General features: G+C 65.5%; 23 protein-coding genes. 7 read left to right on the forward strand and 16 right to left on the reverse strand.

Annotation, left to right across the window (positions count from 1 at the left end):
- The first annotated feature begins 1 nt into the window (after position 1).
- Complete coding sequence (locus CR105_RS04330; protein ID WP_099787445.1) at positions 2 to 961, forward strand: AraC family transcriptional regulator; 960 nt, start codon at positions 2 to 4, stop codon at positions 959 to 961.
- Here CR105_RS04330 and CR105_RS04335 read toward each other — a convergent pair.
- The 12 genes from CR105_RS04335 to CR105_RS04390 form a co-directional block, all read right to left on the reverse strand.
- Positions 942 to 2,216, reverse strand: a complete 1,275-nt coding sequence (locus CR105_RS04335; protein ID WP_180288082.1) for a diguanylate cyclase domain-containing protein — start codon at positions 2,214 to 2,216, stop codon at positions 942 to 944. The two genes, CR105_RS04330 and CR105_RS04335, sit on opposite strands and share 20 nt — an antisense overlap.
- A 172-nt stretch (positions 2,217 to 2,388) precedes the next feature.
- The gene (locus CR105_RS04340) at positions 2,389 to 3,069 is read right to left on the reverse strand and encodes an OmpW/AlkL family protein (protein WP_180288083.1); all 681 of its coding nucleotides are present in this window, start codon (positions 3,067 to 3,069) and stop codon (positions 2,389 to 2,391) included.
- Between the two features lie 65 nt (positions 3,070 to 3,134).
- Positions 3,135 to 4,523 (reverse strand): SGNH/GDSL hydrolase family protein, encoded by a 1,389-nt coding sequence (locus tag CR105_RS04345; RefSeq protein WP_099787206.1) that lies wholly within the window; start codon positions 4,521 to 4,523, stop codon positions 3,135 to 3,137.
- Positions 4,524 to 4,700: 177 nt separating this feature from the next.
- Positions 4,701 to 5,726: an L-threonylcarbamoyladenylate synthase gene (locus CR105_RS04350; RefSeq protein ID WP_099787207.1), complete on the reverse strand. Its 1,026-nt coding sequence runs from the start codon at positions 5,724 to 5,726 to the stop codon at positions 4,701 to 4,703.
- Complete coding sequence (locus tag CR105_RS04355; protein ID WP_099787208.1) at positions 5,726 to 6,910, reverse strand: 5-(carboxyamino)imidazole ribonucleotide synthase; 1,185 nt, start codon at positions 6,908 to 6,910, stop codon at positions 5,726 to 5,728. The genes CR105_RS04350 and CR105_RS04355 overlap by 1 nt, the downstream gene beginning before the upstream one ends.
- 94 nt (positions 6,911 to 7,004) lie before the next feature.
- Positions 7,005 to 7,505, reverse strand: a complete 501-nt coding sequence (purE, locus tag CR105_RS04360; RefSeq protein WP_099787209.1) for a 5-(carboxyamino)imidazole ribonucleotide mutase — start codon at positions 7,503 to 7,505, stop codon at positions 7,005 to 7,007.
- 1 nt (position 7,506) lies between these two features.
- Positions 7,507 to 8,403, reverse strand: coding sequence for a phosphoribosylaminoimidazolesuccinocarboxamide synthase (locus CR105_RS04365; RefSeq protein WP_099787210.1), 897 nt, complete (start codon positions 8,401 to 8,403; stop codon positions 7,507 to 7,509).
- Positions 8,404 to 8,502: 99 nt separating this feature from the next.
- Positions 8,503 to 9,567 carry a class II fructose-bisphosphate aldolase gene (gene fba / locus CR105_RS04370; RefSeq protein WP_099787211.1) on the reverse strand — a complete coding sequence of 355 codons (1,065 nt, stop codon included), beginning with the start codon at positions 9,565 to 9,567 and terminating at the stop codon, positions 8,503 to 8,505.
- Positions 9,568 to 9,629: 62 nt separating this feature from the next.
- Positions 9,630 to 11,078 carry a pyruvate kinase gene (gene pyk / locus CR105_RS04375; protein WP_099787212.1) on the reverse strand — a complete coding sequence of 483 codons (1,449 nt, stop codon included), beginning with the start codon at positions 11,076 to 11,078 and terminating at the stop codon, positions 9,630 to 9,632.
- A gap of 53 nt (positions 11,079 to 11,131) precedes the next feature.
- Entirely contained in the window at positions 11,132 to 12,337 is a 1,206-nt protein-coding gene (locus CR105_RS04380; RefSeq protein ID WP_099787213.1) for a phosphoglycerate kinase, read from the reverse strand.
- A gap of 102 nt (positions 12,338 to 12,439) precedes the next feature.
- Positions 12,440 to 12,784 (reverse strand): AzlD domain-containing protein, encoded by a 345-nt coding sequence (locus tag CR105_RS04385; RefSeq protein WP_099787214.1) that lies wholly within the window; start codon positions 12,782 to 12,784, stop codon positions 12,440 to 12,442.
- A complete protein-coding gene (locus CR105_RS04390) occupies positions 12,781 to 13,527 on the reverse strand; it encodes an AzlC family ABC transporter permease (RefSeq protein WP_099787215.1) in 747 nt (248 codons plus the stop codon). Before CR105_RS04390 ends, CR105_RS04385 begins: the two co-directional genes overlap by 4 nt.
- Positions 13,528 to 13,754: 227 nt before the next feature.
- On the opposite strand from CR105_RS04390, the gene CR105_RS04395 reads away from it, so the two are divergent.
- From CR105_RS04395 to CR105_RS04410, 4 genes are read left to right on the forward strand one after another with little or no spacing between them, the layout of a single operon-like run.
- On the forward strand, positions 13,755 to 13,952 hold the full coding sequence (locus CR105_RS04395) for a zinc-finger domain-containing protein (RefSeq protein WP_180288084.1): 198 nt from the start codon (positions 13,755 to 13,757) through the stop codon (positions 13,950 to 13,952).
- A 9-nt stretch (positions 13,953 to 13,961) separates the two neighbouring features.
- Entirely contained in the window at positions 13,962 to 14,393 is a 432-nt protein-coding gene (locus CR105_RS04400) for a YybH family protein (protein WP_099787216.1), read from the forward strand.
- A gap of 8 nt (positions 14,394 to 14,401) precedes the next feature.
- Entirely contained in the window at positions 14,402 to 15,379 is a 978-nt protein-coding gene (locus CR105_RS04405; protein ID WP_099787217.1) for a YheT family hydrolase, read from the forward strand.
- Positions 15,372 to 15,968, forward strand: coding sequence for a DUF2946 family protein (locus CR105_RS04410; protein WP_099787218.1), 597 nt, complete (start codon positions 15,372 to 15,374; stop codon positions 15,966 to 15,968). Before CR105_RS04405 ends, CR105_RS04410 begins: the two co-directional genes overlap by 8 nt.
- A gap of 73 nt (positions 15,969 to 16,041) precedes the next feature.
- Here CR105_RS04410 and CR105_RS04415 read toward each other — a convergent pair whose 3' ends face one another.
- A complete protein-coding gene (locus CR105_RS04415; protein ID WP_229413623.1) occupies positions 16,042 to 17,640 on the reverse strand; it encodes a beta-barrel assembly-enhancing protease in 1,599 nt (532 codons plus the stop codon).
- Between the two features lie 84 nt (positions 17,641 to 17,724).
- On the opposite strand from CR105_RS04415, the gene moaC reads away from it, so the two are divergent.
- Positions 17,725 to 18,213, forward strand: a complete 489-nt coding sequence (gene moaC, locus CR105_RS04420) for a cyclic pyranopterin monophosphate synthase MoaC (protein ID WP_099787219.1) — start codon at positions 17,725 to 17,727, stop codon at positions 18,211 to 18,213.
- A 139-nt stretch (positions 18,214 to 18,352) separates the two neighbouring features.
- On the forward strand, positions 18,353 to 18,655 hold the full coding sequence (locus CR105_RS04425) for a hypothetical protein (protein WP_099787220.1): 303 nt from the start codon (positions 18,353 to 18,355) through the stop codon (positions 18,653 to 18,655).
- A gap of 340 nt (positions 18,656 to 18,995) precedes the next feature.
- Here CR105_RS04425 and CR105_RS04435 read toward each other — a convergent pair whose 3' ends face one another.
- From CR105_RS04435 to CR105_RS04445, 3 genes are all read right to left on the reverse strand, one after another.
- On the reverse strand, positions 18,996 to 19,496 hold the full coding sequence (locus CR105_RS04435) for a pilin (RefSeq protein WP_218968651.1): 501 nt from the start codon (positions 19,494 to 19,496) through the stop codon (positions 18,996 to 18,998).
- A gap of 290 nt (positions 19,497 to 19,786) precedes the next feature.
- Complete coding sequence (locus tag CR105_RS04440) at positions 19,787 to 20,287, reverse strand: pilin (RefSeq protein ID WP_218968651.1); 501 nt, start codon at positions 20,285 to 20,287, stop codon at positions 19,787 to 19,789.
- Between the two features lie 196 nt (positions 20,288 to 20,483).
- Entirely contained in the window at positions 20,484 to 21,053 is a 570-nt protein-coding gene (locus tag CR105_RS04445; RefSeq protein ID WP_099787221.1) for an FHA domain-containing protein, read from the reverse strand.
- Between the last annotated feature and the right edge of the window lie 71 nt (positions 21,054 to 21,124).

Here is a 21,124-nt window from a genome sequence, read left to right on the forward strand (position 1 = left end):
AATGAAAGCCGATACGACGATCAACGCAGGCCTGCAGCGGCTTGCCGGCCTGCTGCTGCGGGCGGCGCCCCACGACGGCAGTTTTGCGGTGGGGGTCGGCGGCGCGCACGCGGTGCGCACGTCGACGACCAGCGCCGAGCTGGTGCACGGACTGCATCGCCCTGCCCTGTGCATCGTGGCCCAGGGCGCAAAAACGGTCATGCTGGGCGACGAGTCCTACGATTACGATCCTGCCCGCATGCTGATTTTTTCGCTGGACCTGCCAATTGCGGCAATGATTCGCCAGGCGACAATGGCAGCGCCATACCTGTCGCTGCGGCTCGATTTCGACCTGGCCCGCCTGGCCGAGTTGATCGTGCAGGTGTACCCGGACGGCGTGCCGCTGCTGCCGGCCAGGCGCGCAATCTGCGTCGCCGATGCCACCGAGGCGATCCTCGATGCGGCGGCGCGCCTGGTGGCCTTGGCGCACCAGCCGGACGATGCGCAATTGCTGGCGCCGCTGATCGTCGACGAGATGCTGATCCGCCTGCTGCGCGGCCCTTTCGGCGCGCGCCTGGCGCAACTGGGGCATGCCGAATCGCATCGCGTGACCAGGGTCGTCGCGTGGCTGCGCAACCATTTCGATGAGCCGATGCGGATCGACGACCTGGCCGACATGGCGCACATGAGCGCCTCGTCGCTGCACCAGCATTTCAAGAATCTGACGTCGATGAGTCCACTGCAGTTTCAAAAGACATTGCGTCTGCAGCAAGCCCGGCGGCTGATGCTGTCAAACGGCATGACCGCCAGCAGCGCCGGGCAACAAGTCGGCTACCTGAGCGCGTCGCAGTTCAGCCGCGAATATGCGCGCCATTTCGGCAGCTCGCCGAGCGGGGATATGGTGCGGCTGCGCGACCATCGGCTGGCCGACGTGGCGTGCTCCCAATCGGCGCCTGGCTGTTCTATGCACCGGCCTGGCTGACGGCGCGCTGGTAGAAACGATAGCGGTTGCGTCCGTCCGCCTTCGACGCATACATCGCCTTGTCGGCATTGCGCAGCAGCTCGTCCGGCGTGACCGCATCGTTGGGAAACAGCGTAATGCCGATGCTGCACGAGATGGACCGCACGTCGTCGAACAGCTGAAACGGCCTGGCAAGCTCATCGACAATTTCCTGCGCCAGGATTTCGACGTGCGTCACGTCGTTGACCTCGGTGAGGATGACGGTAAATTCATCGCCGCTGAGGCGCGCCACCGTGTCGGTGCGCCGCACGCACGACGCGATGCGCTGCGCCGCCTGCTCCAGCAGCCTGTCGCCGGCAACGTGACCGAGCTGATCGTTGACTGACTTGAAGCGGTCGAGGTCGACAAACATCAGCGCCACCGGAATGCCGGTGCGCTCCGCATGGCGCAGGTCCTGCTCGAGCCGGTCGCAAAACAGGCGCCGGTTCGGCAAGCCGGTCAGCACGTCGAAATTGGCCCATCGCCAGCTCTTTTCTTCCGCCGCCTTGCGCTCGGTGATGTTGCGCGCCGTGCCGGCGATGGCGACGATCTTGCCGCCGTTGTCGATCGCCGGGGCAAGAATGTATTCGTATTGCTGCACGCAGTCGCTGCCGCACGCGTACGAAAGCTCGCCGCGGCAGCTCTGCCTGCTGGCAATGACGTGCACCAGCTGCTGCTGCAGCTCGAGCGCATGCGGCTGGCCAAGGTCGACGAAGGTCTTGCCGACAATGTCGTCCGGCGCGATCCGGTAGAGCTTGCACAGCGCCTGGTTCGCATACATGAAGCGGCCGTCGGTACCGAGCACGAAGACATGATCGGGCGAGGCCGTCATCACCGTCTGGAACAATCGCTCGTGCTTTTCTTTCTCGGCCGTGTAGCCGGCCAGCGATGCGCTCAGCGATTCGTCGATGGCCTCGTTGAACCTGAGCAGGTCGTCGAAATCGGTCGGCTGGATGGTGGTGTCGGCCTTGGTCCAGAAGGCGATCACGCTGGCGCGCAGGGCGCGGTACTCGGAGACCGTCTCGTTGATGTCGAAGCCGGCCGTCCAGCGGCCGATGCCGTGCGCCTCGGCGGCGTCTTCCTCACTGCGCGCGACCAGCGGCTGGCCGCGGTTCGCACGATCGAGCTCGGCAGCAATGGTCAGCAGCATCTCGCGGGCATGATCGCGGATCGCCGCCTTTCCCATCCCGCGCGCCGAGCGGATGACCGTTTCGGCGAACTCGTCCCACTTCTGCAAGATGGGCTCAATGTTTGCCCGAATGAAGTCCGCCAGCCGCATCGCCAAGTTGTCTCTGGTTGAAATTTTCTGTTAGACCGCGCTTGCCGGCGGCAGTTCCGCCGGACTGAGCGGGCATAAGCAGGCGGAAAAAAACCCGCCGCAGCGGGTTGCGTGGTCCGCTTCAGTCCGCTCAGAACTTGTAGCCGACCGCCACCACGACGGCCAGCGGATCGAGCTTGATCTGCTGCGTCTGCCCGGTCGAAAACTTGGTATCGATTTCCAGGAATGTTTTTACCACGCACACGTCGACAAACCATTTCGGATTGATGTTGAACGCCAGCCCTGCCTGCAGCGATGGCGCCACTTTCGACTTGATCTCGAACGTGGTTGCCGGTCCGCCCGTGTTGAGCAACGCGGTCAGCTGCCCCGAACCGGTTTCCTTTTGGAAGTACGCGTACGTCACGCCAACGCCGACGAACGGGCGCAGCATCGCCTCCGGGCGGAACATGCGGTACTGGATGAACGCGCTCGGCGGCAATGCCTCGACCGTGCCGATCTGGCCGGTGCCGGCGATGGCGCCGGCGCCGTACAGCTTGTGCTTGTACGGCACACCGAGCGCCAGCTCGGCCGAGATATTGTCGGTCAGGCCGTAGGCGAAGATGAACAACGGCTGCGTATCGGCGCCGACGTCGACCTTGCTGCCCGGCAGCGCCGGCGCGGAGACGTCGCCGCTGTCGACTTTTGGCGTGATCTTGCCGGCGCCAATCTTGGCGGTGAACTGGCCAGCGCTTTGCGCCGAGGCGCCACCAGCGACGGCCAGGGCGCAGGCCGCGGCCAGAAGTGTTACCGCGTTTTTCAAACTTGCGTTCATTTGAACTCCCGATTCTTATTGTAGGTTGGAGGCCCGCCCCGACCGGGGCGGGCACGCGGCGTGGCTTACAGCCAGCCTTTGATGATCATCTGCGCCGACACGTAGCGCGCCAGCAGCATGTGGCCGAACGGCGTCGGGTGCACGCCGTCGGCATACAGGTAGTGGCTGATGTCGCCGGCGATCAGGGTCTTGCCGGTGCACGTCAGTGCCGACGTGCCGGTCACCGCGTTGGCGCCGCAGGCAGCGGTGGTGACGTTGGTCAGGCCGTAGGGTCCGGGGTTCTTGACCTGGTCCTGGCCGACGGCGTAGACATCGACATACAGGATCTTCGCTTCGCCGGCCACGCCGGTGCGCAGCGCGTCGTTGAAGGCATTGACCATCGCCTTCACCAGCGCCTGGTTGCTGGCCGACTGCGACAGCGACGACGGCGTCAGCGACACATCCGGCAAGTTGGCGACGACCACGTAGTTGGCGCCCTTGCCGACCACCTGGGTCTTGGTCAAAGCCGCCAGTTCGGTGCCGGCAACGGCCATCGCTGCCACCTGCTTCGGTCCGTTGGCGGCGGCGAACTCGGCGCCGGCCTTGGCGCCGGCGGCGTTGCCGGCCACCAGCGCGTCGGCCTGGGCCTTGGCCACCATCGGCAGGTGCACCGCCGGATTGATCGCGGCGACATTGCCCAACTGCGCGGCGGCGGTGACGCCGGCGCCGATCAAGGTGCTGCTGGTGCTGCCGGGACGCGCCGCTTCGGTCTGCATGGCCAGGCCGATCTGCGGCGCGGCGGTGGCCGGGTTGGTGGCGCCGGCGGCCAGTTGCATCGTCAGGCTGGTGACGAAGGCGGTGTTGCCCGCGGCGGCGCCGGCAGCGGCGCCGGCGGCGGTGGCGTCGGCGGTCAGCGTGTCGAGCAGGCCGAGCACGTCATTGCCGCCGGCCATGACGAGCACCAGCTCGTCGCCCTTGAACTTGCCGCCGCTGACGGCCAGGTGGTTGGTGATCTGGCGCGTTACCGGATAGGTCAGCGCGCCGAAATGCGGCTCGATCGACTTGTGGTGCGGACCGACCGGATTGGTCACGCGCGAGCCGCCCTGGGCGTAGCTGAAGCAGCCGGCGTTGGCCACCACCGGCACCGAGAAGCCGGCAATGTCGCCTTCGAGGCCCGTGACCGCCGGGCAAGGGGCCGGCGCGCCGATCTGGCGCGCAATCAGTTCGGTCCAGCCGAGGCCGGTCAAGGTCGGGTTGATCGCGACGTTGTCGCCGTTGATCGTGAAGCGGCCGCCGCCGGCGGCCTTGATGGCGCCGACATTGTAGGTGCCGACGTCGGACAGGCTGTCGCCGAACGACACCTGGCCGCTGAACTTGTTCTTGAGGCTCTGGTCGCCGCCGGTACTTTCGTTACCGCCGCAAGCTGCCAGCGCTGCCGCCGTCAGTAGCGCGAGCGCGAGATGGGAATGACGCATTGTGTCTCCTAATTTTTTTTTGACAGGTCTTATCGCACGAACGTGCTATTCGCCTGCTGATAATATGCCAGAGCCCGTTTCTCTTGTGTTGAAAACATTGTTATTTGTTAGATCAATGCGACAACGACGCAGCACGCCGCGCCGCTTGAAAAGCGGCGCGGCAAAGACTGCGGGTTATTAAACGAGGTCGTGGTTCAGCAGGCCGTGGACGATGCCGCTCGAGCCGTGCGCGGCGCGGCGCAGGCGGTCGTTGACGCCGAGCCAGGCGCCGCCGACCGGTGGCGCTTCCACCAGGATCAGCTCGGCGCCGGTGGCGTCCATCGCCCGTAGCGACGCGTACAGCGCGTACGCAAAGCCATCGGGACTGTCGGGCAGCCTGGCCTGCGCATGGACGGCCGGCAAATCGGAATAGTGGATCAGCGCGACCTTGCGGCCACTGCGCTGCAACTGGTGCAAGGTGCGTTGCAAGGTGGCGGTGTCTTGCATCGCCACCGGCGTGTGCGGCGCGTAATGCGATTCGAGCGTGCCGGAAGCGCGCGGCGCGGCAACGTCGGGCGCGGCCGGCAGCCGGTCGATCACGGCGGCGATCGCTTCCGCGCTGACCTGGCCGGGGCGCAGCAGCACCGGGCCGTGGCTGGCCAGCCGCGACAGGTCGACGATGGTCGACTCGATGCCGACCTGGCTGGCGCCGCCGTCGAGCACGGCAGCGAGCGGCCCGGCGGCGCCGAATTCGTCGCGCACGTGCTGCGCGGTGGTCGGGCTGACGTTGCCGAACTTGTTGGCCGACGGCGCCGCGATGCCGCCGCGCCCGCCCTTGAACTGCTGCAGCAGCGCAATCGCCACCGGATGCGCCGGGCAGCGCAGCCCGACCGTATCCTGGCCGCCGGAGACGGCCGGCGGAATGTGGGCGGCGCGCTTGAGGATCATCGTCAGCGGGCCCGGCCAGAAGGCGGCGGCCAGCTGGCGCGCTTCGTCGGGGATGTCGGCCGCCCAGTAATCGAGGTCGGCGCCGGGCGCCAGGTGGACGATGACGGGATGGTCCTGCGGGCGGCCCTTGGCGGCGTAGATCGCCGCCACCGCGGCCGGGTTCTCGGCGTCGGCGCCGAGGCCGTACACGGTCTCGGTCGGGAACGCCACCAGCGAACCGCTTTCAAGCGCGCGCGCGGCGGCGGCGATCTGCGCCGGGTCGACAGGCACGCTCATTACAGGGCGATGCCCAGGATGGCGCAGGCGGCGCGCAGCTGCTGTTGCGCTTCGGCCAAGGTCGGCGCGACAAACGTCGCGTGGCCCATCTTGCGGCCCGCGCGCGCTTCTTCCTTGCCGTACAGGTGCAGAAAGGCGCCAGGCAGCGCCAGCAGCTGGTCCCAGGCCGGTTCGCGCAGCGTACCGCCGTCGAACCACAGGTCGCCGAGGATGTTGAGCATGACGGCCGGCGAATGCTGGCGGCAGTCGCCCAGCGGCAGGCGCGCCATCGCCCGCACCTGCTGGGCGAACTGGCTGGTGACGCAGGCGTCGATCGTGTAGTGGCCGCTGTTGTGCGGGCGCGGCGCCATTTCGTTGACCACCAGGCTGCCGTCGTCGAGCACGAAAAACTCGATGCACAGCACGCCGACATAGCCGAGCCTGGCGACGATGGCGCGGGCGGCGTCCTGCGCGCGCTGCGCGCAGGCGGGGTCGACGTTCGGGCCCGGTACGGTGGTGGTAAACAGGATGCCGTCGCGATGGACGTTTTCGGCGATCGGGTAGACCACCGAGGCGCCATCGTCGCCACGCGCGGTCAGCACCGACACTTCGTAGGCGAGCGGCAGCATTTTTTCCAGCAGGCAGGTCACGCCCTTCATCGCGGCAAATGCGGCCTCGACGTCGGCGCGGCTGTCGACGCGCACCTGGCCCTTGCCGTCGTAGCCCATGCGCACGGTCTTGAGGATGCCGGGCAGCAGCGCGTCCGGAATGGCGGCGATGTCTTGCAGCGACGCGATGACCTGGTGCGGCGCCGGCAGCACGCCGGACGCGGCGGCGCAGTCGACGAAGAAGCGCTTCTCGGCGATGCGATCCTGGGCGATCGAGACGCAGTCGGCGGACGGCGCCACGAAGCTGTGCTGCGCCAGCAGCGCCATGCTGTCGGCCGGCACGTTCTCAAATTCGGTGGTGACCGCCGCGCACAGCGCCGACAGTTCGGCCAGCGCCGCCGCGTCGCTGTAGCCGGCCGTGATCAGGCGCTCGGCCACCTGGCCGGCGGGACAGTCGGTGGCAGGCTCGAGCACGGCAACCTTGTAGCCCATGGCCTGGGCGGCGTGGGCGAACATGCGGCCGAGCTGGCCGCCGCCCATGACGCCGAGCCAGGTCGACGGCGACGCTTGCGGCAGGAAAGGTGAATTCTGTTTCATACCACTGGTTCCAAAAAATATTGCTAACTCGTCGTCCCTGCCATTGGCAGGACCGACTCCTCGCGACAGCGAGGACGACGTGACTTCGCCGCCTTCATACCGGCGGCAGAGTCATCGACTTGGCGGCGGCGGTCTGGGTGCGGCGAAACTCTTCGAGCTTGGCGGCCAGTGCGTCGTCGGTCGCGGCCAGCATCGCCACCGCGGTCAGTGCCGCGTTGGCGGCGCCGGCTTCACCGATGGCGAAGGTGGCCACCGGCACGCCTTTGGGCATTTGCACGATCGACAGCAGCGAGTCTTCGCCGCGCAAGTAGCGCGACGGCACCGGCACGCCGAGCACCGGCACGATGGTCTTGGCCGCCAGCATGCCCGGCAGGTGGGCGGCGCCGCCGGCGCCGGCGATGATCGCGCGCAGGCCGCGCGCGCGCGCGCTGCTGGCATAGGCGAACATCTCGTCGGGCATGCGGTGCGCCGAAATGACCTGCGCTTCATGGGCGATGCCGAACTGCTCGAGCATCGCGACGGCGTGCTGCATCACTTCCCAGTCGGACGAGGACCCCATCACGACCCCGACGAGCACCTTGCTGGTTTGCTCCATGTCAGGCCTTCAGCTTTTCGCCGGTGAGGCGTTCGATCGCCTCGAAGTACTTGGCCTGGGTGCGCGAGATGACATCCATCGGCAGGTTCGGCGCCGGCGCGCTCTTGTTCCACTCGGTCAGCGTTTCGAGGTAGTCGCGCACGAACTGCTTGTCGAACGACGGCGGCGAACTGCCCGGCTGGTACGAGTCGGCCGGCCAGAAGCGCGACGAATCGGCCGTCAGCACTTCGTCCATCAGGTGCAGCACGCCGTGCTCATCGAGACCGAATTCGAACTTGGTGTCGGCGATGATGATGCCGCGCGTGGCGGCGTAGTCGGCGGCGGCGCCGTACAGCTCGATGCTGATGTCGCGGATCGTGGCGGCCAGTTCGCTGCCGATGCGGCGCTCCATGTCGTCGAAGCTGATGTTCTCGTCGTGCTCGCCCAGGTCGGCCTTGGCCGCCGGCGTGAAGATCGGCTCGGGCAGCTTGTCGGCCTGCACCAGTCCGGCCGGCAAGGTGATGCCGCACACGGCGCCCGTGGCCTGGTAATCCTTCCAGCCGGAACCGATGAGGTAGCCGCGCACCACCGCCTCGACCATGATCGGCTCGAGCCGCTTGGCGACGACGGCGCGTCCGCGCACCTGCTCGGCTTCTTCCGGCGCGACCACGCTTTCCGGATCGATGCCGGTCAGGTGGTTCGGCACGATGCCTTCGAGTTTGTCGAACCAGAAATCGGTCATCTGGTTCAGCACCAGGCCCTTGCCGGGGATCGGTTCGTTCATGACGACGTCGAACGCCGACAGGCGGTCGGTGGTGACGATGAGGATCTTGTCGTCGCCGACGGCGTAGTTGTCGCGGACCTTGCCGCGGCCGAGCAGCGGCAGCGAGGCGATGGTGGATTGATAGAGGCTGTTCATAGGATGGGATACCGGAGAAGCTGGGCCGGCGCGAAGGCCGGCGGAAGAAGTCAGGCCGCGCAACGCGGCCTGTTCGAAACGAATTTTACTCCAACAACGTTACTTGACGATCTGCGACAGTTCGCCCTTGGCATAGCGCTCGGCCATTTTCTCGAGCGGGATCGGGCGGATCTTGGCAGCCTGTCCTTCGCAGCCGAACGAGACGAAGCGCGATTTGCAGATCAGGGTGGCCGCTTCGCGTGCCGGCTTGAGCCAGTCGCGGGCGTCGAACTTGGACGGGTTCTCGAACATGTACTTGCGCACCGCCGCCGTCATCGCCAGGCGGATGTCGGTGTCGATGTTGATCTTGCGAACGCCGTGGCGGATGCCTTCCTGGATCTCTTCGACCGGCACGCCGTAGGTCTCCTTCATGTCGCCGCCGAATTCGCGGATGATCGCCAGCAATTCCTGCGGCACCGACGACGAGCCGTGCATGACCAGGTGGGTGTTCGGAATGCGCGCGTGGATTTCCTTGATGCGGTCGATGGCCAGGATGTCGCCGGTCGGCTTGCGCGAGAACTTGTAGGCGCCGTGCGAGGTGCCGATGGCAATGGCCAGCGCGTCGCATTGCGTGCGGGCGACGAAGTCGGCCGCTTGCGAGGCGTCGGTGAGCAGCTGCTCGCGCGTCATGGCGCCGTCGGCGCCGTGGCCGTCTTCCTTGTCGCCCATCATCGTCTCGAGCGAACCGAGCACGCCCAGTTCGGCTTCGACCGATACGCCGATCGCGTGCGAGAACTTGACCACTTCGCGCGACACTTCGCAGTTGTATTCGTAGCTGGCAACGCTCTTGCCGTCGGCCTCGAGCGAGCCGTCCATCATCACCGAGGTGAAGCCGGAACGGATCGCGGTCATGCACACCGCCGGCGACTGGCCGTGATCCTGGTGCATGACGACCGGGATGTGCGGATACGCTTCGACGGCGGCGTCGATCAGGTGGCGCAGGAACGCTTCGCCGGCATACTTGCGCGCGCCGGCCGAGGCCTGCATGATCACCGGGCTGCCGGTGGCGTCGGCGGCGGCCATGATGGCCTGCACCTGTTCGAGGTTGTTGACGTTAAACGCCGGCAGGCCATAACCGTTTTCGGCGGCATGGTCGAGAAGTTGACGCAGGGATACGAGTGCCATGGTAATACTCCAAACAATAGTAGAAATCGGGGCCTGTGCGCAGCGCCAGGCGGGTTGTTCCGTTAGTCGAACTCGCCGACGCGCACGATTTTCAGTGCGTTGGTGCCGCCGACCTGTCCCATCGGCTCGCCCCAGGTGCAAACGATCATGTCACCTTTCTTGACGATTCCTTTGGCGACCATCAAATCCTCGGCCTGCCTCAGCACCGCGCTGCTGTCGCCTTGCTGCGTCAGGTGGTAGGCGTGCACGTTGCGGTACAGCGAGACCTTGCGCTGGGTGCTGACGATCGGCGTGAGCGCGAAGATCGGCGTGTCGACCCGGTGCCGGCTCATCCACAGCGCGGTCGAGCCGGACTCGGTCAGCGCGGCGATCGCCTTCACGCCCAGGTGGTGCGCGGTAAACAGCGTGCCGTAGGCGATCGACTGGTCGATGCGGGTAAATTTGACGTTGAGGAAATCGGCGTCGAGCGTGTTGTACTCGGACAGCTCGGCTTCGACGCAGATCGCCGCCATCATCTCGACCGTCTCGATCGGGTACTTGCCCGACGCCGTCTCGGCCGACGTCATCACCGCGTCGGTGCCGTCGAGCACCGCGTTGGCCACGTCCGACACCTCGGCGCGGGTCGGCACGGCGTTGAAGATCATCGACTCCATCATCTGGGTCGCGGTGATGGCCAGCTTGTTCGACGCGCGCGCCATCTTGATCATCCGCTTCTGCAGCGCCGGCACGGCGGCATTGCCCACTTCGACGGCCAGGTCGCCGCGCGCGACCATGATGCCGTCGGAGGCGTCGAGGATTTCCTGCAGCACCGGAATGGCTTCGGCGCGCTCGATCTTGGCGATCATCATCGGCTTGTGGTGGTACTGCTCGCCGGCGATGTTGGCCAGCTGGCGCGCCATTTCCATGTCGGTCGCGCTTTTCGGGAACGAGATGGCCAGGTAGTCGGCCTGGAAGCTCATCGCCGTCTTGATGTCTTCCATGTCCTTGGCAGTCAGCGCCGGCGCGGTCAGGCCGCCGCCCTGGCGGTTGATGCCCTTGTTGTTCGACAGCTCGCCGCCGACCTTGACGGTGGTGCAGATTTCGTGGCCGACGACCTTGTCGACCACCAGCACGATCAGGCCGTCGTTGAGCAAAAGCTTGTCGCCCGGCTTGACGTCGCGCGGCAGTGCCTTGTAGTCCAGGCCCACGCGTTCCTGGTTGCCCTTCTCGCCGTTCTCGCCCCACTTGGCGTCAAGAATGAACTTGTCGCCTTGCTCGAGCATGATCTTGCCCTCTTCGAACTTGCCGACCCGGATCTTCGGCCCCTGCATGTCGGCCATGATCGCCACTTCGCGGCCGCACTCGGCGGCGGCGGCGCGCACCGCGTTGGCGCGCGCGATGTGGTCGGCCGCGGTGCCGTGCGAGAAGTTCAGGCGCACGACATCGACCCCTGCGCGAATCATGCGTACCAGCATATCGGGTTCGGACGATGCCGGGCCGATGGTTGCAACGATCTTAGTGCCACGGAACATAGAGTGCCTTCAGGGTAAGAGCAGCCGGTCTGCGCTGCAAGGGACGACGTACTTCAGGTCGCGCTGCGCTGTAACAGGATCTCCACGGCCGGCAAGGTTTTACCTTCAAGAAACTCCAGGAAGGCGCCGCCGCCGGTCGAGATATAACCGATTCTATCGGTAATGTTGTATTTTGCAATGGCCGCCAGCGTGTCGCCGCCGCCGGCGATTGAAAACGCCGCCGAATCGGCGATCGCCAGCGCCAGCGTCTTGGTGCCTTCGCCGAACTGGTCGAACTCGAACACGCCGACCGGGCCGTTCCACACGATAGTGCCGGCCTGGGCGATCTGCGCGGCCAGCGTGGCCGCCGTGACCGGGCCGATGTCGAGGATCATGTCGTCGTCCTGCACGTCGGCGACGTTCTTGACGGTGGCGGCGGCGGTCGGCAAAAACTCCTTGGCGCAGACGACGTCAACCGGAATCGGCACCTGCGCGCCGCGCGCGGCCATCATGTCGATGATGGTCTTGGCTTCGGCCACCAGGTCCGCTTCGACCAGCGACTTGCCGATGTTCAGGCCGACGGCCTTCATGAAGGTATTGGCGATGCCGCCGCCGACGATCAGCGCGTCGACCTTGTCGGCCAGCGCTTTGAGGATCGACAGCTTGGACGACACCTTCGAGCCGGCGACGATCGCCAGCAGCGGGCGCTTCGGCGCGCCGAGCGCCTTGCCGAGCGCATCGAGTTCGGCCGCCAGCAGCGGGCCGGCGCACACTACCGGCGCAAACTTGGCGATGCCGTGGGTGGTCGCTTCGGCGCGGTGCGCGGTGCCGAACGCGTCGTTGACGTAGATGTCGCACAGCTTGGCCATCTTCTGGGCCAGCGCGTCGTCGTTCTTCTTTTCGCCCTGGTTGACGCGGCAATTCTCCAGCAGCACGACCTGGCCCGGTGCGACGTCGACGCCGTCGACCCAGTTTTGCTTGAGCTCGACCGATTGTCCCAGCAGCTCGGCCAGGCGCGCGGCGACCGGCGCCAGGCTGTCTTCCGGCTTGAAGGCGCCCTCGGTCGGGCGGCCCAGGTGCGACGTCACCATCACGGCGGCGCCGGCGTCGAGGGCGGCGCGAATCGCCGGCACGGAGGCGCGGATGCGGGTGTCTTCGGTAATGTTGCCGGCGTCATCCTGCGGCACGTTGAGGTCGGCGCGGATAAAGACGCGCTTGGCGCGCAGTGCGCCCTGGTCGATCAAGTCTTGCAGGCGGGTGAAATTGAGGACGGCGTGCATGGCTTCCCGGGAGTAAAAGTAGAAAGATCGCTATTTTACCTGATGAACATGTGCTTAGGACCACTCGCCGGCGCGCCCGCGCGCCCGCCGGCGTGCGACCACCTAAGCGGCTGTCCCGAACACCGGAAACAAGCGCAGCGCCGTAAACATCAGCATGCCAAACACGATCGTATGCAGCATATTGCGCCGCACCGCATAAAACAGCACCGCCGCCGCGCCAGCCAGCAGCTTCGGGTTGGTCACCGCCAGCTGCAGCTCCCCCTGGCTGCCCAGCAGCACATCCGGCGCGATAATCGCCGCCAGCGCGCAGGCCGGCGCATAGCGCAGCACTTCCTGCACCCGCTTCGGAATCGTGATGTGATGGCCAACCAGCCAGAACGAACTGCGCGTGGCAGCGGTGGCGACGGCCAGCGCGCCGATGACAGCCCAGATTTCAAGGTCGCTCATGGCCGTCCTTTCAGTTTTTCCAGCGTTTCCTCGACCACCATGGCGGTGATCATGCCGATCACGACCGCCGCCAGCAGGCCCAGCTTGTAAGGCAGGCCGGCCGCCAGCACCGCCACCGTGCCGGCCACCAGCACGCCGCACAGCGCCGCCTTGTTGACGATCAGCGGCACCGTGATGCAGATGATCGCCAGGGTGCCGGCAAAGCCGAGCCCCCACTGCGGCGGCACCGCGCTGCCGAGGAAAATGCCGGCGATCGAGCCGACCTGCCAGGCCACCCAGTTCGGATACATCAGCCCTTTCAGGTACGACAGCTTGCCGGGCGCCGGCCGCTCGTCCGGAAAACGCTGCAGGAACAAGGCCACCGTCATGTCGCCCGACACGTAGCCGAGGGCGAAACGCTGGCGCCACGGCAGGTGGGCAAAATGCGGCGCCAGCAGGGCCGAAAAGATGACGAAGCGCAGGTTGACGACCAGCGCGGTGGCGAAGATCACCCACACCGGTGCACTGGCGACGATCAGCGGCAATGACGCCAATTGGGCAGAACCGGCGAACACCAGCAAGGTCATACCTAATGCCTGGGGTATCGAGAGGCCCGCCTTGACCATGGCGATGCCGACCACCAGGCCCCAGGCAGCGATGCCAAACAGGGTCGGCAAGCCGGTCTTGAATCCTTCGCGCCAGGCGACATCGTCGTGGTCGTCGGGCCGCGTAGCCTGGTCCGCTGGCGCAGGCTGGGTGCTCATGTGGTTTTCCCACCACAGCGGCAGCGCGCGGGAGGAACGGGAAAGGGGGAACAAGGGGGCATGAAACGCACGAAGAAGTGTGGCGCGCAGCCCGGATTTGAATCGAGCAGGAGCGTATCGCCATTTTTTGTCAGAGCGCTATTTTACCGATCATTCCGGCCAAGCGCGTGAATCGTCTAAAATCGTGGTTTTGCCTCGGCCCAATTGGCCCGCCTCACGGAGAAATCATGAACGACACCAAAATGCCCGCCGCGGTCACCCTCGACGCCAAGGACCTGCCCGCCTATTGCCCGAATCCGGCAATGCCGCTGTGGTCCTCCCATCCGCGGGTATTCCTCGATTTCGGCCATGACGGCCTGGCCAAGTGCCCGTATTGCGGCACCGAATACCGCCTCAAGCCGGGCACGGTGTTGTCGCATCACTGATCGGTCGCCGTGAAAACCGCCAAGCAACAGGCCGGCAGCGCGGCCGAGATCGAGGCAGCGTTCTACGAGGCGCTCAACCGCGCCGATGTCGAGGCGCTGATGGCGCTGTGGGCCGACGACGAGGAGATTATTTGCATCCACCCGGGCGGCCCGCGGCTGCACGGCCACGCCGCCATCCAGGCGTCATGGGAAGCGATCCTGGCGCAGGGCGGCCTGCAGATCCGGCCGTCGCAGTTGCACGAGACGCATAACCTGATGAGCGCGGTGCACACCGTGATCGAAGGCGTCACCTCCTCCGCCACCAGCGAGCCGGCCCACCTGGTCGCCACCAACGCCTACATGAAGACGCCGCGCGGCTGGCGCATGGTGCTGCACCATGTGTCGGTGGCGCCGGGGCCGGTTCCGGCCGCCCAGCACGCGCCGTCGACCAGTTTGCATTGACGAGCGCCATGGTCTACCCCGCCCCAGCCTGGCTGCCCGGCGGCCACCTGCAGACGATCTACCCGGCCGTGGCGATCGCTGCGCCGGCGGTGACGTACCGGCGCGAACGGTGGGACGCGCACGACGGCGACTTCGTCGATGTCGACTTCGTCGACGGCCAGCCCGGCAAGCCGCTGGTGGTGCTGTTCCACGGGCTGGAAGGCTCGTCGAACAGCCACTACGCGCGCGCCATGATGGCTGAGGTGGCCGCGCGCGGCTGGTCCGGCGCGGTGCCGCATTTTCGCGGCTGCTCGGGCGAAGCGAACCGCGCGCCGCGCTTTTACCACTCGGGCGACGCCGGCGAGATTGACTGGATCTTGCGGCGCCTGCGCGTGCGTCACGCAGGCCCGCTGTACGCCACCGGCGTCTCGCTCGGCGGCAACGCCTTGCTGCGCTGGCTTGGCGAATCGCAGCACCAGGCCGACATCGTCGATGCCGCCTGCGCCGTCTCGGCGCCGCTCGACCTGACGCGTGGCGGCGCGGCGCTGTCGTCCGGTTTCAACCGCATCTACACGCGCATGTTCCTGCGCACCCTGAAGCCCAAGTGCCTGGCCAAGCTGGCCCATTTTCCCGGCCTGTTCGACCGCGACGCGCTGCTCGCGGCGCGCGACCTGTACGCGTTCGACAACGTCGTGACAGCGCCGCTGCACGGCTACCGCGACACCGACGACTACTGGGACCGCGCCAGCGCCAAGCACGTGCTGGGCGACATCACGGTGCCGACCCTGGTGCTGAACGCCCGCAATGATCCTTTTTTGCCCGGCATCTACCTGCCGACCAGCGCGGCGCCGAGCGTCACGCTCGAGTTCCCCGAGCGCGGCGGCCACGTCGGCTTTGCCGCCGGCGCCATGCCTGGCCGGCTCGACTGGCTGCCGCGCCGCCTGCTCCATTTCCTCGAAGGCGCGCCATCCGTCGGCAAAATATGCGAAGCTGACGGCCATGGATGACATCGTCAAGCAGGCAATGGCCAAGTGGCCGAACGTACCCGATTGCTACGGCTGGCTCGGACTCGACGCGCGCGGCGCCTGGCGCATGCGCGACGAGCGCGCCCAGCACCTGAACCTGGCCGGCGACAAGGTCAAGCAGGCCGCGCTGCTCGGCTTCATCAACCGCAACTATGGCGCCGACGAACGGGGCCGCTGGTATTTCCAGAACGGCCCGCAGCGGGTCTACCTGAACCTGGAAGCGACGCCGTACATTGCCCGCACCGACCCGCAATTGGGACTGGTGGTGCAGACCGGCGAAGCGTTCGGCGTGCCGGAGCGCGCGTTCATGACCGAGGCGGGGGAATTGATTCTGGACGGCGGCGGCAAAGTGGCCCAGGTGGACGACCGCGACGTGGCGCAGTTGCTCGAGCGGCTAGAGTTGGACGGCGAGGCGGCATCCGACGAAGCGCTGATGGCGTGGCTGGAAGGTGGCACCGGCGGCCTGACGCTGCGCATCGACGGCATGCTGGCGCCGGTAGAACGGATCGCCGCAGCGGAGGTGCCGTCGCGCTTCGGCTTTGAGCGCACGCCCGGCCCGAACGTTGGCTAGCTGGGGTCAGGTCTGACATTCGGACATTTGCGTTCTTGCAATGTCCGAATGTCAGACCTGACCCCAGCGTTTGCTACCGCTCCTTATTTTCCTTCTTCTCTTCCTTGACGCGCTCTTGCAGTTCACGCTCGCGCGCGTCGATCGTCGCCAGGTCGTAGAACGACGCGTCGGGCGCCTTGCGCGCGATGGTCAGCTGGTCGACCGCCGCCGGCACCGCTCCGCTGAGCACGTACGATTCGGCCAGCGCGATATGCTGCAAGCTCAGCTTGCCCTGCGCCGCGTAGGTCTGCGCCAGCAACTCGTACAGCTTCGGTTCTTCGCGGTAAAGCCGCACCTGCTCGCGCAGGAATACCGCCGCCTTGTCGAGCTGGCCACTGGCGATCAACGCCTTGGCGTACTGCCGCGCGATGCCGCGCGACAGCGGAAACTGCTGGTAGGCCTGCTCGGCTTCCTTGACCGTCAGCGGCGCCATCGACGCCGGCTGGCCTGGCGCCAGCTTGATCTCGAGCGACATGCTGGCGAACATCGATGCCGCATCCGAGGTGCTCTGCCCGGTCGAGAACACCGCCCCGGCCGCTGGCTTCATCGTCGCGCGCGCTTTGGCCAGCAAGTCGCCCGCCTTCGTCAGCTCGCCGCGTTTAAGCGCCACCAGCGCCAGGCCGTACTGCGCCGCCGCCTGCTGCTGGCGGCTCTGATTGGTCAACTGGAACTCGAACACCTTGGTCGCATCGATCAGGCCTTGCGTGCTGACATCCTGCAACACCCGCGCCCGCGCCCGCACCAGGTGAAATTCCAGGCCGTCGACGCGCTGACGGAACGGCGTCTCGCGGATGCGCGCCTGGATGTCGGCGATCCGCTCGGACGTCAGCGGGTGACTCATCAGCCACGGCGGGGTCAGGTCCGAATACACCTTGGTCGCCGTCTGCAGGCGCTGGAAGAACCCCACCATGCCGGACGTGTCGTAGCCGCCCGAGCCCATGATCTGAAAGCCGACGCGGTCGGCCTCGCGTTCGGCATCGCGGCTGAAATTGAGCTGGCGCTGGATCTGCAGGCCCTGGCCGCCCATCATCACGCCGACCGCCGCGTCCGGTCCTGCCTTCGACGCCAGCGCCGCGAGAATCAGCGCCGCCAGCGGCATCAGCGCATCCTGCTTTTGCTGGCCGATCATGCGGGCGATGTGGCGCTGGGTGACGTGGCCGATTTCGTGCGACATCACCGACGCCAGTTCCGACTCGTTCTGCGCCGCCAGCAACAGCCCGGTATGGGCCGCGATGAACCCGCCCGGCAGCGCAAACGCGTTGAGCATCGGATCGCGCATGGCGAAGAAATAGAAGTCGGCGCCGGTTTCGCCGCGCGCGCCGGGATAGGCGGCCACCAGAGCGCTGCCGAAATTGTTCAGGTATTCGAGGATCGGGTCGTCGTCGAGAAAGGCGGGGTCGCGCCGCACGTCGCGCATGATCTCCTCGCCAAGCTTGCGCTCGATCAACGGCGACAGGTCGCCGCGGGCGCTGTCGCCCAGGGTCGGCAGGACGGTATTGTTCGGCCTGAGCTGGGCCAGGCCGCTTGGCGGTGCGCTGGCCAACGCCGCGAACGCCGACAGGCAAACGGCCGCCAGCAGGCGGCGCGTGCGGGGCGCAGGGAGCCCGACGGGAGGATCGTTTTTCGATTTCACGGTGCTATCATACCTGCAACCGCCGCGCGGGCACCGCAGGCACGCGCGCCGAAACAGTTTGTTACCTCAACCGACCCAGCCTCCATGACCATTGACACCACCCTGACCCATTTCGACAGCGCCGGCCAGGCCCACATGGTCGACGTCGGCGCCAAGGCCGACACGCAGCGCGTCGCCGTCGCCGCCGGCACCATCCGCATGAAGGCGGCAACGCTGGCGCTGATCGTCTCTGGCAGCGCCAAGAAAGGCGACGTGCTCGGCATCGCGCGCATCGCCGCGATCATGGGCGCCAAGCGCACCAGCGACCTGGTGCCGCTGTGCCACCCGCTGGCGCTGACCCGCGTGACGGTCGATTTCGAAATTGACCAGCCTGCCAACAGCGTGCACTGCCGCGCGCAAGTGGAGACCTTCGGCAAGACCGGCGTCGAGATGGAAGCGCTGACCGCGGTGCAGATTGGCTTGCTGACCATTTACGACATGTGCAAGGCGGTCGACCGCGGCATGGTGATGACCGATGTGCGCGTGCTGGAAAAGCACGGCGGCAAGAGCGGGGATTGGCACGCCGAGGTATAGGCCACACTGCGCGTGAGGTGGCGACGATGAACTTCTCGCGCTGGCACTGATCTGATCACTGACTGACTCAACTTTCCCACCGCGCGTTCAAAAACGCGAAGGGAAAATTCGTTCGCACCATTCTTTCACGAGTGAGGTCATGATGAAATCCACTGCCTGGCTGCTTGCAGCCGCACTCTCCGCCGCCGGCGCCGCGCTGGCGCAAACCGAACCGCAAAGCACCGTCAGGGAGACCACCGATCCGGCCAGGATCGCCGACATCGAGCGGCGCGCGCAAGAGCTGGTGTCGCGCGGCCAGTCGTCTTCGAGAACGGCGACGAACGGCGAGCAAGCCGGGGGCGACAAGCAACGAGCGCGCTCCCACAAATACAAAGGCAAGCACAAGCGGGCGATGAAAGACAAAGCCGCGTCCGATCAGGCAGGGTCGACCGAAGGCAAGTAACGCCTGCACTGAGCAGACATCACCTTCCCGGCAGCAATTCAATGCACCAGGCTGCGCGCGGCCATGCGAGTGAGGGTCGGCATACCGACGCGTACCACCGATTCACTGCCGAATGCGGCGCCAGTCAACAGTTTGCTGGTGAACCTTAGTGTTCACCTACGGCGTGCAGTCCGTCAATCTCGATTCGTCGCATCATATGCTGCTGCAGAACATGACGTACGAAGCGCTGATCGCCGACCGCCAAAAAATCGTCTGATCGACGGTCATAGAAAAATCCCTGCTGGCGTTGCCGCAAGCAGGGATTTTTTTGCGCCGGCGCCGTAGCGCCGGTCATGCTGCATTAGCCTGGTGTTGCTGGTGGCGTCGCTGGAGCCGCTGCAGTGGCGCAGACGCTTGCTGGGCCGACCAGTTTCTGCTCAACCGTGGTAGCGCAGCTCCACTTGCCGTCCGTTGCATTGCGGGACAGGGTGATGGTCTTGTCCTTGACTTGCGACGAACCGCCCACGATGGTCGCAGTGACAACGCCAGCCGTGGTAGCGGTGGTGATGGCGATCGTCGTATTGGCGTTTGCTGCCTGTACGCCGACTGCTGCTTCGGTAGCTGCTGGCGCGGTGCCGGCGGTTGGGATGACCGGAGTCAGGCCGTCGTTCAGCGCGACTTCGAAACCGGTCTTCGCAGGAGCTACTTCCGCCAGTGCAGCGGCGAACTTCGACTTGGCGACGTAGTCCTGGTATGCAGGAATTGCGACAGCTGCCAGGATACCGATAATTGCGACAACGATCATCAGTTCGATCAGGGTGAAACCAGCTTGTGCCTTCTTAACCATTTTCATCGATTTCATTATGTTGCTCCTTGTGGGGTTGTATGTTTAGTGCTGCTACTTTACATAGAGCAATAGCCGTGCCAGCGGGGAAACATGGTGTTTCGTTAGCGCGGAGGTAGCAATCTGCCCGTCCACTGGCACTTTGCGTCATACCCGTTGACAAACTTCGTCAGCTATCTGGCACGAAGTGTCAGTCGGACAGCGCGGCTGTACAGCAACTTCGCGCGTCAGAATAAAAAATCCCTGCTGGCGTTGCCGCGAGCAGGGTTTTTTTGTTACGCCGGCGCCGTAGCGCCGGTCATGCTGCATTAACCTGGTGTTGCTGGTGGCGTCGCTGGAGCTGCTGCAGTGGCGCAGACGCTTGCTGGGCCAACCAGTTTCTGCTCAACCGTGGTAGCGCAGCTCCACTTGCCGTCCGTTGCATTGCGGGACAGGGTGATGGTCTTGTCCTTGACCTGCGACGAACCGCCGACGATGGTCGCGGTAACAACGCCAGCCGTGGTAGCGGTGGTGATCGCGATCGTGGTGTTGGCGTTTGCTGCCTGTACGCCGACTGCTGCTTCGGTTGCTGCTGGCGCGGTGCCGGCGGTTGGGATGACCGGAGTCAGGCCGTCGTTCAGGGCGACTTCGAAACCGGTCTTCGCAGGAGCTACTTCAGCCAGCGCAGCGGCGAACTTCGACTTGGCGACGTAGTCTTGGTATGCAGGAATTGCAACAGCTGCCAGGATACCGATAATCGCAACGACGATCATCAGTTCGATCAGGGTGAAACCCGCTTGTGCCTTCTTAACCATTTTCATCGATTTCATTTTGTTGCTCCTGTGGGGTTGTATGTTTGGTGCTGCTACTTAACGTAGAGCAATAGCCGTGCCAGCCAGGAAATATGCGGTTCGGTTGTAATTAGATTATTAAATGCGGGTTGGTTCGACGATTTTTGTCCGCTTGCTGACAAATATTGTCAGTCCAAGCGCCTCAAATTGTCATTTCGCTTGTCATTTGCGTCGCTCAGCCACTTCTGGCCGTAAAGCGCATGCGCGTGCCGGTCAGCTCGAGTTCGTCGCCGTGGCGCAGTTGCCGCGGCGCTTTGCCTACCTGCTCGCCATTGACCATCGCGTCGACGACGCCTTGCATCTGCGCTATATAGTAGCCGTCCGCCTGACGGGTGACCACCACCACCAGCACGCCGGGACTGCCCAGCGTCGTCAGCGGTTTCGTCAGCGACAAGGTTTTGCCGGCGCTGGCGCCGTTGAGCACTTCGATGCCGCCAATGGCCGCCGCCGCCACAACCGCCGCCGCACAATACTCGAGCTGGTAATTAGCGATCGCCACGCGGTCGCCGTCAGCGAGCACAGCCCGTTCTATGCGCTGGCCATTGAGGAAGGTGCCGTTGCTGCTGTCGAGGTCTTCCAGCATGATGACGCCGTCAATGCGCGTCACCGCGGCATGCCGAGCGCTGACCGCCTGGTGGCCGATGACGATGTCGTTGTGCGGATGGCGGCCGATGGTGGTCCTGCCGGCGCCCAGTTCAGCCTCCTGCACTACGATCGCATCGCGCGATATGATCAATCTCGCCACTGCACGCCTCCACGCTGGTAAACGCTAACGGGGAGCTTGCGCTCCCCGTCAATTGTACCTCTGCTGCCCAG

The organism is Massilia eurypsychrophila (assembly GCF_002760655.1).
Lineage (GTDB): Bacteria > Pseudomonadota > Gammaproteobacteria > Burkholderiales > Burkholderiaceae_D > JAFCUW01.

Bases quoted from the DNA above. Each gene is read 5' to 3' on its own strand.
- CR105_RS04390 (WP_099787215.1), bottom strand. From the start codon at position 13,527: ATGAGCACCCAGCCTGCGCCAGCGGACCAGGCTACGCGGCCCGACGAC.
- CR105_RS04440 (WP_218968651.1), bottom strand. From the start codon at position 20,287: ATGAAATCGATGAAAATGGTTAAGAAGGCACAAGCGGGTTTCACCCTG.
- CR105_RS04395 (WP_180288084.1), top strand. From the start codon at position 13,755: ATGAACGACACCAAAATGCCCGCCGCGGTCACCCTCGACGCCAAGGAC.
- CR105_RS04345 (WP_099787206.1), bottom strand. From the start codon at position 4,523: ATGCGTCATTCCCATCTCGCGCTCGCGCTACTGACGGCGGCAGCGCTG.
- CR105_RS04385 (WP_099787214.1), bottom strand. From the start codon at position 12,784: ATGAGCGACCTTGAAATCTGGGCTGTCATCGGCGCGCTGGCCGTCGCC.
- pyk (WP_099787212.1), bottom strand. From the start codon at position 11,078: ATGTTCCGTGGCACTAAGATCGTTGCAACCATCGGCCCGGCATCGTCC.
- CR105_RS04425 (WP_099787220.1), top strand. From the start codon at position 18,353: ATGATGAAATCCACTGCCTGGCTGCTTGCAGCCGCACTCTCCGCCGCC.
- CR105_RS04330 (WP_099787445.1), top strand. From the start codon at position 2: ATGAAAGCCGATACGACGATCAACGCAGGCCTGCAGCGGCTTGCCGGC.
- CR105_RS04405 (WP_099787217.1), top strand. From the start codon at position 14,402: ATGGTCTACCCCGCCCCAGCCTGGCTGCCCGGCGGCCACCTGCAGACG.
- purE (WP_099787209.1), bottom strand. From the start codon at position 7,505: ATGGAGCAAACCAGCAAGGTGCTCGTCGGGGTCGTGATGGGGTCCTCG.
- fba (WP_099787211.1), bottom strand. From the start codon at position 9,567: ATGGCACTCGTATCCCTGCGTCAACTTCTCGACCATGCCGCCGAAAAC.
- CR105_RS04365 (WP_099787210.1), bottom strand. From the start codon at position 8,403: ATGAACAGCCTCTATCAATCCACCATCGCCTCGCTGCCGCTGCTCGGC.
- CR105_RS04350 (WP_099787207.1), bottom strand. From the start codon at position 5,726: ATGAGCGTGCCTGTCGACCCGGCGCAGATCGCCGCCGCCGCGCGCGCG.
- moaC (WP_099787219.1), top strand. From the start codon at position 17,725: ATGACCATTGACACCACCCTGACCCATTTCGACAGCGCCGGCCAGGCC.
- CR105_RS04340 (WP_180288083.1), bottom strand. From the start codon at position 3,069: ATGAACGCAAGTTTGAAAAACGCGGTAACACTTCTGGCCGCGGCCTGC.
- CR105_RS04435 (WP_218968651.1), bottom strand. From the start codon at position 19,496: ATGAAATCGATGAAAATGGTTAAGAAGGCACAAGCTGGTTTCACCCTG.
- CR105_RS04355 (WP_099787208.1), bottom strand. From the start codon at position 6,910: ATGAAACAGAATTCACCTTTCCTGCCGCAAGCGTCGCCGTCGACCTGG.
- CR105_RS04380 (WP_099787213.1), bottom strand. From the start codon at position 12,337: ATGCACGCCGTCCTCAATTTCACCCGCCTGCAAGACTTGATCGACCAG.
- CR105_RS04410 (WP_099787218.1), top strand. From the start codon at position 15,372: ATGGATGACATCGTCAAGCAGGCAATGGCCAAGTGGCCGAACGTACCC.